The sequence below is a fragment of the Brevundimonas sp. FG8 genome (genome assembly GCF_057808845.1).
The window spans coordinates 32,404-45,725 of sequence record NZ_JBMDIU010000009.1 but is presented as its reverse complement, the minus strand read 5'-3'; the positions used below and the strand labels follow the sequence as shown (position 1 = coordinate 45,725).

The window sequence follows — 13,322 nt, the reverse complement described above, 5'->3', positions numbered from 1 at the left end:
CCTGAAAACTTCGGTCCAAAACCGGAAAATAGTTTCCGGTGCGTGAGGTGTATGATGGACGCCTTCCCCAAGCTCATCGCCGACGCCCTGCATCACGAATGGGGTTCGACGTTATCGTCGCGCAAGATCGTGAGCCGCATCACCAACGCCAACGAGCGGGCGGTGAAGAACTGGTTTGAGGCTCGAAATGGACCAAGTGGCGAGAACCTGGTCGAGCTGATGCGACACTCGGATGCTGTGCTCGACGCCATGCTTTCAGCGGCAGGACGTCAGACGCATCTTCGAACGCTCAAGCTGGATGCGGTAGAAAGGCAAATGCGGGAACTGCTCACGCTCATTGAGCGGGAGCGCGGGACGCCAGGCTTGCACTGAATGGGCGAGGAGCTGATGCTTCCCGCCCGCAGTGAGCCGGTCTTAAGTGGTTTGGCGCCAGATTGAGCCGCTCTTAAGTGGTCGGCTTAAGTGGTCGGATTTATCAAACCCAGCAGGCGCGGGATTTGTCTGAGCCGGTCTTAAGTGGTCCGGATAGCTAGCAGATGTGCGGTTCGCTTGCTAAGCTTCCTTACTTGGTAAAGCTGAAGGCAAAAATAACCGCGAAGCATAAGAATATGATGGTCGAAATTCGAGACCAAATCATGTACTTGTGCGCATTTCCGTATTTTATGAGGTCTCCATTGTAGAGTGCGACCCTTAGGAATACTTCTGCGCCATTAGTTGACATCAGGCGGTGTGATTTCGGTGCTCCCGATTTCACTAGCTCAGAATCCACCATCGCTATGAAAATCAAATTCGCGATGCCAGAACCAAATAATCCAAATCCTGTAATTAAAATCATCTTCAACCGCCTGACAAAGTTGTTCTGCAGCCCATTTGCTTGGTCACGCTTCCGCCCCAGTGCCCGCCATATCTAAAGCCTATGGTGGCACCCGCAGAGCCTGATGGTGAGCCAGAGCCGCCTTGCGCCCATTGATACTCTCCTCCAACAAAGAATGCGGACCCGCCAAGTACGATACCGTTTCCGACAGGCTCTGTTGTCTGATAAAAAAATTGAACTCCCGCTGAAAGCTCGACCCCCGTCAGACCTTGGAAGGTCCAGGTGGTGAATGACTCAGTTCTTACGTTATTTTCGACTCTGTACCAATCGATGACGTTGGCGGCAAAACCTCCGATGCCAACTACGCTTAAACCAGCTCCTACTCCATAATATCCGTCTGGATATTGTTCATATCGTCCTATGCCGTGATCCCGTTTTGAGCCTCTGCACTCTTCATGTTCCGGTCCACTGCCAGATGTGCCTCCACCCGAACCTACATAAAAGGTCGAAACCTCTCCAATTTTGAACTCCCATGATTGAGGTGGGCTGGTGATAACCGAAGTACAAGTATGAAGCAGTTCGTTCCAACGTGTCAGGATGGGGCAACGTGCAGTGACTTCAGTGCCTGGTAAAGTGGTGACCTCCTGCAAACCGGACGGGTCCACCCAATTGATAGGATCGGCTCCTACGTATCCGTAAAGGTTCGTCCCTGCCGAATACCCAACCGGATCCGTCTGCAGGAAACGGCCAACCTGCGGCAGGTAGGCTCGCGCCCGGTAGTGGTAAGCGCCCGTCTCCGGCAGCCATTGCTGGCCGGTGTACTGGAAGCGACCAGTGTTGCTCGAACCGGGGACGCCGTACTCGTCGTAGGTATTGATGTTCGATACCGCGCCGGTCGAGCCGGACAGGGCGATCACCGAGCCGCGCTCATCGGCCAGTTGCCAGTTGCCAGTTGCGGGTCGAGGTTCCCGAACCGTCATAGGCGACCGCCACATCGTCAAGGCCGAGGCCGGGGATGTAGCGTTTGAGCATTCCGCCCGTGGCCGGATTGTATTCGGCCACCAGCTGATCGCCGACATACTGACGGCGGATCGAGGCGCCGCCGACGGTCGAGGTCGCCAGACGGTTCATCGGGTCGAAGGTGAAGCTGGTCGCGCCCGCGCCCGCATTGGCCGAGGTCAGGCGGTTCAGGTCGTCATAGCCGTAGGCATTCCCCAGAGCGCCGGTGACATTGCCCCGGCTGTCGTGGGGGACCGCGACGCTGTTGATGCTGTCCAGCTGGTTCAGCCCGTCCACCGCATAGGTGGTCGAGCCGGTCGGCGAGGCGCTGTAGACATAGGCCTCATTCGACACCGTGCGGCCGATGATCTGGCCAGCGGGGTTGTAGCTGAAGCCCAGAGCCACATCGTTGGTCGTGCCCGTGGCGTCATGGGACAGGCCGCTGAGCCGACCCCAGGCGTCATAGGAGCGGGTGGTTGAGGCGCCCGCCCCACCGGCGCGGCTGGTGCTGACCGGCTGGCCCAGGTTGTTCCAGCCATAGGCCGCGACCTGGGTGGCGCTGCCGCCTGCCGGTTGCTGCGAGATGGCCGTGACGCCGCCGTACAGATCGTAGGTGTAGTTGGCGCCGAAATCGTCGGGCCACTCGATCCGGGTCAGGTTGCCCGCGGCGTCATACTGGTATTCCATGGCGCCGATGACGCTGGAGGCCTCGCTGACCGGACGGGACAGGGCGTCCCAGCCGGTGACCACGGTGATCGTGCCGTTGCCGGTCACGGTCATCCGGCCGAGGTTGTCATAGGCCGAGCTGATGTCCGGCGTGCTGCCGGGCGCGTTGATGGCGATGGTCCGGTTCAGGTTGTCATAGCCGAAGTAAGTGGTGTCTCCTGAGCGGTTGCGGACGCCCGAGATTCGTCCGTAGGCGTCGTAGGTGATCTGCTCATAGTCAGTGGTAGAGGTCCCGCCGCCGGTGGCGTTGGGATAGCGCAGCCGCAGCGGACGGTTATAGCCGTCGTACTCCACGGCCGAGACGTTTCCCTCGCCGTCGGTCAGGGTGCTGGCCTGACCATTCACGCCGTAGGTCACGCTTTCGGTGACGGGGTTCGAAGCTCCATAGGCCGAGGTGCTCGAGACCGGGCGGTTCGCGATGTCATAGGTCGTCTGCACGATACGATCAGGACCGAACTCTCCCTCGGTCGCCGCGGTGCAGGCCGAGGCCGGCAGGGCTGCGAAGGTCGCGGGGTTCATGCGCGTCGCCACGCATGAGACCCGGCCCGAGTCGTCATAGGTCACCTGCTGGACGCCTGAGGCGATGCCCGCGCCCGACAACTGTCGGGCTTCCACCGGACGGCCGAAGTCGTCGTAGGTGGTGCTGGACTGGAGCAGGGGTGCGAAGGCGGCCCAGTTCGGATCGCTGTAGCCGGCGGTCGTGCCGGCCTCGGTCAGGGTGGGCTGGCCGCGATCATTGTAGGTGACCCGTTGCGCCCGGTGCAGGGCCGGTCCGGCGCCGTCCGGATCGGGGCCGACCATGCCGACAACCCGTCGCGAGGTGTCGTAGCGATACTGCGTCGTATCGGCGGCGCCGCTGAGCGGGCCGTCGACGGTGGCGACATCGCCGTCCGGGGTCCAGCCATAGGCCGTCACCGACATGGCCGGATCAACACCCGAACCCCGGCTGACGGAGGCGACGTTCAGATTGTTCGCCACGCCCGTGGTGACGCCGTAGTTCAGGGTGGTCAGCACCTCGTTCGCCGTGGCGTCACAACTGGCGCCGGTGACGCAGGCCGAGACCTCGACCGGCAGGGTGATCGCGGTCGGGGCCGCGACGATGACGCCGGAGCTGTTCTTGAACTGCGCCGTCTGCGCCGCATAGGCGTAGCGGGTCTGGGGCCGCGCCGCGCCGGTGGACGGCGCCGGCAGGGTCACGCTGGTGATCCCGCCGTGGGTGCTGTCCCACGCATAGTCGGTGACCCGGCCCGCCGCATCGGTGGTCGAGGTCGGCAGGTTGCAGGTCACGGGGTTGGCGCAGGACGCCGGATAGACCGCGCTGGTGACGATGTCGGCTTCGGTCCCGCCGGTCTTGGGCGACAGGGTGGCCTGGGTGATGTTGCCGCGATCATCGTACTCATACTCGGCGGTCTCACCTTCCGGGCCGGTGGCCGTTTCGACGCGATAGCCGTCGTCATAGGTCCAGCTCCAGGTCCGGCTTGTCGCCGGGCTGGCCGAGGTGCTTTCGGTCGCCGAGGTGACCAGACCGATCGACGGGTCGGAGACGACGAACAACTTCTGCCCCGATGGGCCTTCAATAGTTGTCTCCAGTCGAACCGCGGTGCGGTCAAAGAACGTGTAGTCCCAGGTTCCGGACGCATCGGTGATGCTGCGGACCTCGCCGGACCATTGATGAAGGACCGAGACGACGGGCACGGGGTTGGAGCCGACGAGCAACTCCCGGATGCCGCCATCTTCAGTCCCTCTGGTCCTGTAACGGGTCTCGATGCCGGACTGGTCAGTGAAGATAAGGTCCTGGATGGTCGGTCCAGGATTTTCGGCCGAGAAGGTGACGCTGGGCCAGGTCCGGGTCAGGCCGGTGCAGGTGAAGGCGGCCTTGTCACAGAAATCGACCGCGAGGTTCAGGCCCATCACCTTCTGAACGGACAGCCATTCACCCGCGCTTTCAGGGGTCAGGGTGTCAGTTTTGTACTCGTAGTGGATCTGATAGCCCGCATTGTTCTGGTAGGATTGCAGGCGGCCGACCCTTGTTTCGATCCCTTCTTCCGGATCGAAGTAGGAGTCCACGACATAGGTGAAGTCAGTCTTCAGGCCGTTCGGTTCTTCCCTGCTGCTGGCGAAGTATTCGAAGGGACCTGGCGGAATCGCGACGAAGCCGAGTGTCTCAAAGCGCCAGACCGTCCCACCCCGTTGATAGAGATAGACGTTGGTTGTGCCGACCCGGGTCAACGTGGAGCCAAGCTTCTCGCGAGGAGCCCATCCAGTGACGGTGGTGTCGAAAATCTCGGTCACGCCGTCCGCGGTCACCGTCGCCTGCGTGCCGGAGTTATTCATCCCGCTGATCGCGGAGTCCCACCACTGATTTCCCAGCAGCACCCACCCATAGGAAAGGCCTGTCGTTCCACCCACAGACAGGTTGGCGCCGGTCGGGGTCCATTCCTTCCGGATCAGATCGACACCTCTGGCGTCGAGGGTGTAGCGCTCGGGCGGCAAAGTCTGGGCTTCGGCGACCCCGGCTGTGGCCAAGGCGAGCGCCGATGTGGCTGCGAGCAGCCATGTCTTGTGTCTGGTTTTCATGTGTATCGCGCCTCTCAGTGGCAGCAGGTGTTGGATTGCCAGACGACCGACCCGCCGCTGTTCTTCAGCACCAGGTTTCCATCGTCTTGCAGGGTGAGGGTGGCGTCGGCGCCGGCGGCGGGCGTGGCCCACAGAACGTTCTGCGGGACGTCGAACAGGGCCGCCGCGCCAGAGGTCTGGAGCCGGAAGTACATGGACTGGCCGTTGGCCGTTCCGGCGGACCACAGGACCGTCGCACCGAAGCGCAGAACCACCTGACCCGACGGTTCGACCTTCAGCGTGAAGCGGCCGTCCTGGGACGTCAGTTGACGACCGACGACCAGCGTTTCGCCACTGGCCAGCCGCCAGGAGACCGAGGGCGAGGGTGGGGCGACGTTGCTGCGCGCTGTTCGGTTGTTGGCATCGTCCAGCGTATAGCTGGCGAATGCGCCCGACGACGGACGCGCGGTGGTCGCCGCGGTCAGCCGCCCGTGGGCGTCATAGCGGTATGTCTGGGCCGTCTGGGCCTCTGCTGATCCCGCGAGCAGGAGCGCGCCCAGCCCGACGAGAATGGGGATTGGTGTTTTCAAAATTCCCTCCGTGGATATGCCTGTCGATCTGCATCGACAGGAAAACAATCCTACAGGACGGGTGCGTCAAATTTGGTCGTATGGTAGGAAAATATTCTGATCCTCAATCGCGACGGGTGGAGCGAGTTGTTCTTGCGAAGTGGGAAATGGTGCGCTCCCGGGACGGCGACGCCTCGCCTGCACCGCTTCTGCACGCCGTCTCCGCTGACGCTCCTTTGCGAGTCCCGGAACGCTGAACCCAGACGTTCGACAAGGGCCTTCTGATCGAAGGGGAGGCCCATGTTCGGCAATCATCCATTCTCGCGTTCGTCCTTCTGGCTGAAGTGTGTCGTCGCGCTGCTTCTGGCCGTTCTGGCCGATGTCCTGCTGTTCCAGAGTGTGCCGTGGGGCGCGGTTCTCGGCGGGTTCGCCGCGGCCTGGGTCGCCGGGCTGGTTCTGGTTCGGCGGGGGCTGGTCCGCGACCGGCGAGCGCTGCCGCCCGTGCTGGCGGCGGCGGGTTTCGCGGGCCTGATGGTCGAGCGGCCCGGACCTTTGCCGTGGATGCTCTTCGGTCTGATGCTCACCCTGGCCGCGCTGTCCGGTCGGGTGAAGATCGGCGAGCCCGTGTGGCGCTGGTTCCAGCGTCTGTTTGTGCACGGGGTGGTGTCGCTGGTCGGGCCGATCCTCGACATGGTGCGGCTGGCGCGGCTGCGGCGGCGCAGGCCGTCGCGGATTTCCCCCGTCGCCATTCTGAAGGTGGCGGCCATGCCGGTGGTCGGCGGGCTGGTCTTCCTGCTGCTGTTCGCGCGCGCCAATCCGTTGATCGCCGAAGCGCTGAACGCGGCCAGCGTGCCGGCGCCGTCGGGCGTGACCGTGCTGCGTCTCATCGGCTGCGTCATCGTGGGCGTGATGGCGTGGACGACGCTGCGCCCGCGCTGGCATCGAAAGCTGCTGACTCTGCCGTCGCTGGGGCAGAGGGCGCTGCCGGGCGTCAGCACCGCTTCGGTTACCCTGTCGCTGATCGTCTTCAACGCCCTGTTCGCGCTTCAGAACGGATTGGACATCGCCTTCCTGTGGAGCGGTGCGCCCCTGCCGGGAGACGCGACCCTGGCCGACTACGCCCATCGGGGCGCCTATCCGCTGATCGGGACGGCTCTGCTGGCCGGACTGTTCGTGCTGGTCGCCCTGCGTCCGGGATCGGAGACCGCGCAGCGGCCGCTGGTGCGTCGGCTGGTCGTGCTGTGGGTGGCGCAGAACATGGTGCTGGTCGCCTCATCCATCCTGCGCACCGCGGACTATATCGAGGGCTACGCCCTGACCCGCTTCCGCATCGTGGCGATGATCTGGATGGTGATGGTCGGGATCGGACTGCTGCTGATCTGCTGGCGTCTGCTGAAGGGCAAGGACGGGCACTGGCTGATCGACGCCAATGCCAAGGTGGCGCTGGTCGTCCTGATGGGGCTGAGCGTGATCGACACAGGCGCGATCGCCGCCGCCTGGAACGTGCGTCATGCGCGGGAAGTGGACGGCACGGGTGCGGTGCTGGACCTCGGCTACCTGAACACCATCGGAGAACCGGCGCTGGTCTCTCTGGTCGAGCTGGAACAGGCGACGGATGAGCCGGCCCTGAAGGATCGCGTGGCGGCGGTTCGTCGCGACGTGCTGGACCGCGCGGATCGCGATAACTGGAGCTGGAGGGGCTGGACCTGGCGCCGGGCGCGGCGGCTGGCGCGGGTCGAGGTGCTGGCGGCGCGCGAGCCGCTCATCGTCCCTCTGCCCGGCGAGCGTTTGTGGGATGGACGTCTGGCGCCGCCGCGCCGACCTGAGCCCGCCCCCGAGCCTGTGGCGGTCCCCGTTCCGGCTGCGGCCGACACCCTCACCCCGTTGACCTCTGCTACCGGAGTCTGAACATGGCGATCATGCAGCGCACCGTTCTGGTGGTCGATGACGACCCCCACATCCGCGATCTTCTGACCTTCGCCCTGCGCAAGGCAGGACTGGCCACGCGTGAGGCGGAGGACGGGGAAGCGGCCCTGACCGATCTGGAGGCGCATCCGTCCGATCTGGTCGTGCTGGACATCAACATGCCGCGCATGGACGGGATCGAGACCTGTCGCCGGATGCGGGCGAAGGGCGATACGCCCGTGCTGTTCCTCTCATCCCGGGATGACGAGTTCGACCGTATTCTGGGCATCGAACTGGGCGCCGACGACTATGTGACCAAGCCCTTCAGCCCGCGTGAGGTGGTGGCGCGCGTCGCGGCGATCCTGCGGCGGACGGCGCGGACGCCCGCGCCCCTGCCCTCGGGCGCGGTGGTCCACGGCAAGCTGTCGCTCGACGCCGAGGGTTGGCGCGCCGCCTGGGCGGGCGCGGAGGTGCCGCTGACGGTGACCGAGTTCGCCATCGTGCGGGTGCTGGCCGCCCAGCCGCGCATGGTCTTCACCCGTGACGCCATCATCGACCGCGTGCACGGCCCCGGCTTCGCCATGACCGACCGGACCATCGACAGCCATGTCCGCAATCTGCGCGGCAAGTTCGCGGCGGTCGGCGGCGGCGATGTGATCGAGACCCGGGCCGGGCTGGGGTACCAGTTGGGGCCCTGCGTCGGCGCGGCGGCGTGAGCGGCGAACCGGGCCGTTTCCGCCTGTTCGTGCGGCGGCACTGGCCCGCCCTGCGACTGAGAACGATCCTGCTGGCGGTGCTGCTGTTCGCGGCCCTGTTGCCGGGGTTCGCGGGCATCTTCCTGCGGGTCTATGAGAACACGCTTGTGCGTCAGACCGAGGCGGAGCTCGTCGCCCAGACGGCAGTCCTTTCGGCGACGGCGGAGGCTCTGTGGCCCGGGTCCCGGCTGACCACGCCGACCGAGGCCCAGCGACGGGCGCCCGACTGGTATCGGCCGGAGGGCGCGACCATCGACCTTGGCTCCACCCCGGTTCTGCCGCCCCGTCCGCAGGCGGCTCCGGCCGGTCCACCTCTCCCGGATGCGGTCGCTGTCGGCGAACGGCTGGACCCGATCATGGAGGAGACCAGTCGAACGACACTGGCCTCGATCATCCTGCTGGACCGCGACGGGACGGTGGTGCGGGGCTTCGGTCAGGGCGGGAACTGGAAGGCGATCCAGGAGGTCCGAGCCGCGCTGGCGGGGCGCCCGGCGACCGTGCTCCGGCGCAACGCCGGCTATCAGCCGCGCTATTCGATGGAGTGGCTCAGCCGGGCCTCGGCCCTGCGCATCCATCACGCCCGTCCGGTGGTGGTGAACGGGCAGGTGGAGGGGGTAATCCTCGTTTCCCGTTCGCCCCGCGCCCTGTTCCGGGGCATCTATCAGGACCGCATCAAGATCGCCCTGGGCATCGTCGGGGTGCTGGGCTTCATCGCCTTCCTCGCCGTGCTGGTCTCGCGCGGCATCGCCAAGCCCATCGAGCGGCTCAGCCGGGTCACGCGCGAGGTCGCCGCCGGAGGCGGGGAGGTGCCGCCGCCGCCCGCCACCGCGGCCATCGAAATCCGCACCCTGTACGAGGATTTCGGCTTTATGGCCGAGGCCATCGAGCGCCGCTCCCGCTATCTACGCGACTTCGCCGCCGCGGTGAGCCACGAGTTCAAGACGCCGCTGGCCGGGATCAACGGCGCGGTCGAACTGCTGCAGGACCATGAGGACATGTCGCCGGAGGAGCGACGTCGCTTCCTCGACAATATCGCCGGTGACGGACGGCGGCTGTCGGCGCTGGTCACCCGACTGATGGATCTGGCGCGGGCGGACATGGCGCGGCCGGAGGCGGGGTTGTCGGTAGCGCTGAAACCGCCGCTACTGAAAGCCGTTGATGCCGCCTCGCCCGAGCTGAAGATCGAACTGGACCTGCCCGACGATCTGCCGCCCGTCGCCGCGCCCGAGGCGACGCTGGAAGTGGTCGTGGCGACCATGCTCGAGAACAGCCGTCAGGCCGGGGCGACGTCAGTGCGGATCGCGGCGCGAGTCGCCGAGGAGACGGTGATCCTGTCGATCACGGACGACGGACCGGGGGTGACGCCGGCGGATCGTCAGCGCATCTTCGAGCCCTTCTTCACCACCCGCCGCAGCGAGGGCGGAGCCGGGCTGGGCTTGTCCATCGCCCGCGCCCTTCTGGCCGCCAATCAGGCGACGCTGGACCTCGTGCCCTCGGAGGGTGGCGCTGTGTTCGAGATCGGACTACCAACGGCTGGGCGCTGAAGCGGTTACTTCCAGCGAGATCCTTCGCCGTGCCCGCCGATGCTCTCCCATTCGGGCGGAGCGGCCTTGTGGATGAACTGCTCGGAGACCAGCCAACCCTTCAGCGGGCGCAGGACGGCGAGACAGCCGAGTGTCAGCAGGGGCATGGTGACCGCGAAATGCACCCAGACCGGCGGGTGGACGGTGAACTCGAACCACATGAACAGGGCCATGCCGATCACGCCGACGACGCTCATCCCGAAGAAGGCAGGGCCGTCCGCCGGGTCCGCGAAGCTGTAGTCCAGGCCGCATTTCGGGCAGTTGTCGCGAATCTTGAGGAAGCCGCGCAGCAGGGGGCCTTCGCCGCAACGGGGGCAGCGGCAACGCAGGCCGGTTTCCAGGGTGCTGAGACGCGGATACTCGGGGTCGCTCATGGCGGGTCCAATGCTCTTGATGGCTGACGATGTCGGCCTCTACAGTCGGTAGCGCAACCGGGGCTGTTTGTCGCGGGGAACGGGCCGAACAGCGGCTCGGGAGTCACCATCCGTTAACCCTGCTTAAAGGGCAGTCGCGCGAGTGTGCGCGCGTATGTCCGGGGCCCGCACCACCAAGCGCATTCTGAAGTCGACCGTGGCCGTCGCCGCGGCCGGTACGGTCGCGCTCGCCCCGCTGGCGCCCCTTTACGCCCAGGAAGGCGGCGGCGCACTCGACCCGATCACCATCCGGATCGGAGCCAACGACACCTTCACGCGCGTGGAGTTCGCCGGCGTCATCGGCGCCCGCTCGCAGGTCCGGCGTGAGGGGAGCGCCGTCATCGTCCGCATCGGCTCGACCGCCGCGCCGGATGTATCGCGTCTCCGGGTCGATCCTCCGCGCGGTGTGGAGAAGGTCGAGACCCGCGCGGTGCGCGGCGGCACCGAACTGGTTCTGACGCTGGCCGAGGGCGCGGACATCCGCACCGGATCGTCGGACGGCGCGGTCTTCGTCAACCTGTATCCTACGGCGCCCGAAGCGCCCTCGACCCCGTTGGCGCCCGCGCAGGCGGTCACGGTGCCGGTGGTCTCGCACGTCGGCCCCGACAAGGTGACGCTGGACTTCAAGTGGGATCAGCCGGTTCCCGCCGCGATCTTCCGGCGGGGCGATGCGGTCTGGGTGGTGTTCGACGCGCCGGGCCGCCTCAACATGGACGGCGCCAAGGATCTGGGACCGGCGACCGGGGCCCACTGGACCGCCGCGCCCGATCACGTCGCCGTCCGGATCGCCGCGCCGCGTGGCCTGCGGGTCTCGGCCGTCTCCAACGGCGCGACCTGGAGCGTGACCGTCGGCGGGCCCGCCTGGTCGGCAGGGGGCGTTACTGTCGATCGCGATGACACCGGTGAGCCGACGCTGGTCGCCCGCATGGCCGGGGCGACCCGCGCCATCTGGCTGACCGACCCCATGGCCGGCGACCGCTTCGCCGCCGTCACCGCCCGCGCGCCGGGCAAGGGCTACGCCGACAGCCGTCAGACCATCGACATGACCCTGCTGCCGACCGCGCATGGTCTGGCGGTCGAGACGATGGTGTCGGACCTGTCGGTCAAGGCGGACGGGGATCTGGTCACCCTGAGCCGTCCCGGCGGCCTGACCCTGTCGGCGCCGTCGGAGGGGCTGGAAGAGGCCAGCACCGAGCCGGGCGCGCCGCGCAAGGGCCAGTACCCCGGCCAGATCGTCGAGGGCTGGGAAAACACCGGCCATGCGGGCTTCTCCGCCCGCTATCGCGAGCTTCAGGACGCCGCCGCCCTTGAGGCCGCCGCCGCGGGCGATGATCCGCGCGCGCCCATCGAAGCGCGGATGGCGCTGGCCCGGTTTTTGGTCGGCTCGGGCCTGTCGTTCGAGGCCATCGGCGTGCTGAACGCCATCGTCGCCCAGACGCCGAACATGCAGGGCGAGCCGGAACTGCGCGGTCTGCGCGGCGCGGCCCGGGCCTCTATCGGCCGTCTGGAAGAGGCGCAGGGCGATTTCGCTTCCGCCGCCGTCGCGGGCGATCCGGCCTCGGCTGTCTGGCGCGGTTACATCGCGGCCAAACAGGGCGACTGGGTGGCCGCGCGTCAGGCCTTCTCGGCCGGGGCCGGAGCGGTGGATGACTTCCCGCCGATCTGGCGCGCCCGTTTCGGCGCGGCCCACGCCGAGGCGGCGCTGGAGACCGGCGACCCCGAGGCGGCGCGCGCCCTGCTGGCCTATGTGTTCAGCCAGAACGCACCGGCTGCGGATCAACTGGTCGCCCGCAATGTGCAGGCTCGGCTATTTGAGCAGGACGGCATGGGCGACCGGGCGCTGGCCGTCTATCAGGCCGTCAGCCGCGCGCGGCTCGACAAGGTCGCAGTCCCCGCCAAGCTGGGGCTGATCCGTCTGTCGCTGGAACGCGGCACGATGAAGCCGGACGTCGCGGCCAAGGAACTTGAGGCGTTGCGTTGGCGCTGGCGGGGCGACGCGACCGAACTGGCCGTCATCCGCGAGTTGGGCAAGCTGTACCTGTCGCAGGGCCTGTATCGTGAGGCCCTGACCGCGCTGAAGGGCGTCAACGGTCAGATGCAGCGCCTCCCCGGCGCGGCGGACCTGTCGATGGACCTGTCCAATGCCTTCCGCATGCTGTTCCTGGAAGGCGGCGCCGATGGGTTGCAGCCCGTGCAGGCGCTGGGTCTGTTCTATGACTTCCGTGAGCTGACCCCGGTCGGCGCCGACGGCGACGAGATGGTGCGCCGCCTGTCGCGGCGTCTGGTCGATGTCGATTTGCTGGATCAGGCCGCCGAGCTTCTGAAGCATCAGGTGGATGAGCGTCTGGAAGGTGTCGCGAAGGCCCAGGTCGCGACCGATCTGGCCACCATCTATCTGATGGATCGCCAGCCGGAGAAGGCGCTGCAGGCGATCTGGAGTTCCCGCACGACCCTGCTGCCGACGGCCCTGAACAGCGAGCGTCGGGCGTTGGAGGCGCGGGCGCTGATGAGCCTGGGCCGTTATGATCACGCGCTGGAAGTGCTGGGAACCGATGCCTCGCCAGAGGCCAAGGCGGTGAAGGCCGAGATTTTCTGGAAGCAGGAAAACTGGGGCGGCGCCGCGAGCCTGTATGAAGGGGCGCTCGCCGACCGCTACAGCAACCCCGCGCCCCTGACCCTGGATGAGGAAGCCCGGCTGATCCGCGCCGGCGTCGGCTATTCGCTGGCGCGTGATGCGGCGGGGCTGGGCCGGCTGTCGCGCAACTATCGTCCGTTCGTGGCCGGAGCCCGCTCGAAGGTGGCACTGTCGATCGCGCTGGACGGCATGGGCGGTATGGAGGGGACTGTCTCGGCCGGCGACTTCGCCACGCTCAGCGCCTCGGCGGACACTTTCGCCGGTTGGGTGTCCGAGATGAAGGCGGACCTCAGACAGAGAACGGGCGGGAATCGCCCAGCAACCCCCGCCCGTCCCTGATTTCAGCGATGACGGCGCGCCCGAAGGC

At 66.5% G+C, this 13,322-nt stretch carries 9 protein-coding genes; 5 read left to right on the top strand and 4 right to left on the bottom strand.

Features of this window, described 5'->3' with window-relative positions; all coding sequences use genetic code 11:
- Positions 1 to 54: 54 nt before the first annotated feature.
- Complete coding sequence (locus ACODRV_RS13915) at positions 55 to 372, top strand: hypothetical protein (RefSeq protein ID WP_488908706.1); 318 nt, start codon at positions 55 to 57, stop codon at positions 370 to 372.
- Positions 373 to 837: 465 nt separating this feature from the next.
- Here ACODRV_RS13915 and ACODRV_RS13910 read toward each other — a convergent pair whose 3' ends face one another.
- The 3 genes from ACODRV_RS13910 to ACODRV_RS13900 are packed head-to-tail and all read right to left on the bottom strand — an operon-like array spanning position 838 to position 5,685.
- On the bottom strand, positions 838 to 1,794 hold the full coding sequence (locus ACODRV_RS13910) for an RHS repeat-associated core domain-containing protein (protein WP_488908705.1): 957 nt from the start codon (positions 1,792 to 1,794) through the stop codon (positions 838 to 840).
- Complete coding sequence (locus ACODRV_RS13905) at positions 1,742 to 5,116, bottom strand: RHS repeat domain-containing protein (protein WP_488908704.1); 3,375 nt, start codon at positions 5,114 to 5,116, stop codon at positions 1,742 to 1,744. Before ACODRV_RS13905 ends, ACODRV_RS13910 begins: the two co-directional genes overlap by 53 nt.
- Positions 5,117 to 5,130: 14 nt before the next feature.
- Positions 5,131 to 5,685, bottom strand: a complete 555-nt coding sequence (locus ACODRV_RS13900; RefSeq protein WP_488908703.1) for a hypothetical protein — start codon at positions 5,683 to 5,685, stop codon at positions 5,131 to 5,133.
- 279 nt (positions 5,686 to 5,964) lie between these two features.
- Between ACODRV_RS13900 and ACODRV_RS13895 the strand changes: the two genes are divergently transcribed.
- The 3 genes from ACODRV_RS13895 to ACODRV_RS13885 are packed head-to-tail and all read left to right on the top strand — an operon-like array spanning position 5,965 to position 9,868.
- On the top strand, positions 5,965 to 7,572 hold the full coding sequence (locus ACODRV_RS13895) for a DUF4153 domain-containing protein (protein WP_488908702.1): 1,608 nt from the start codon (positions 5,965 to 5,967) through the stop codon (positions 7,570 to 7,572).
- Positions 7,573 to 7,574: 2 nt separating this feature from the next.
- Positions 7,575 to 8,285 carry a response regulator gene (locus tag ACODRV_RS13890; RefSeq protein ID WP_488908701.1) on the top strand — a complete coding sequence of 237 codons (711 nt, stop codon included), beginning with the start codon at positions 7,575 to 7,577 and terminating at the stop codon, positions 8,283 to 8,285.
- Positions 8,282 to 9,868, top strand: a complete 1,587-nt coding sequence (locus ACODRV_RS13885) for a sensor histidine kinase (RefSeq protein WP_488908700.1) — start codon at positions 8,282 to 8,284, stop codon at positions 9,866 to 9,868. The genes ACODRV_RS13890 and ACODRV_RS13885 overlap by 4 nt, the downstream gene beginning before the upstream one ends.
- A 5-nt stretch (positions 9,869 to 9,873) precedes the next feature.
- Here the strand turns inward: ACODRV_RS13885 and ACODRV_RS13880 are convergent, their stop codons facing one another.
- Positions 9,874 to 10,281 (bottom strand): DUF983 domain-containing protein, encoded by a 408-nt coding sequence (locus ACODRV_RS13880; RefSeq protein ID WP_488908699.1) that lies wholly within the window; start codon positions 10,279 to 10,281, stop codon positions 9,874 to 9,876.
- 154 nt (positions 10,282 to 10,435) lie between these two features.
- Here ACODRV_RS13880 and ACODRV_RS13875 point away from each other — a divergent pair, with 154 nt between their 5' ends.
- Positions 10,436 to 13,294: a tetratricopeptide repeat protein gene (locus ACODRV_RS13875; RefSeq protein WP_488908698.1), complete on the top strand. Its 2,859-nt coding sequence runs from the start codon at positions 10,436 to 10,438 to the stop codon at positions 13,292 to 13,294.
- Positions 13,295 to 13,322 lie beyond the last annotated feature (28 nt).

Coding starts and splice junctions, on each gene's coding strand:
- ACODRV_RS13915 (WP_488908706.1), top strand. CDS start 55: ATGGACGCCTTCCCCAAGCTCATCGCCGACGCCCTGCATCACGAATGG.
- ACODRV_RS13910 (WP_488908705.1), bottom strand. CDS start 1,794: ATGACGGTTCGGGAACCTCGACCCGCAACTGGCAACTGGCAACTGGCC.
- ACODRV_RS13905 (WP_488908704.1), bottom strand. CDS start 5,116: ATGAAAACCAGACACAAGACATGGCTGCTCGCAGCCACATCGGCGCTC.
- ACODRV_RS13895 (WP_488908702.1), top strand. CDS start 5,965: ATGTTCGGCAATCATCCATTCTCGCGTTCGTCCTTCTGGCTGAAGTGT.
- ACODRV_RS13890 (WP_488908701.1), top strand. CDS start 7,575: ATGGCGATCATGCAGCGCACCGTTCTGGTGGTCGATGACGACCCCCAC.
- ACODRV_RS13880 (WP_488908699.1), bottom strand. CDS start 10,281: ATGAGCGACCCCGAGTATCCGCGTCTCAGCACCCTGGAAACCGGCCTG.
- ACODRV_RS13875 (WP_488908698.1), top strand. CDS start 10,436: ATGTCCGGGGCCCGCACCACCAAGCGCATTCTGAAGTCGACCGTGGCC.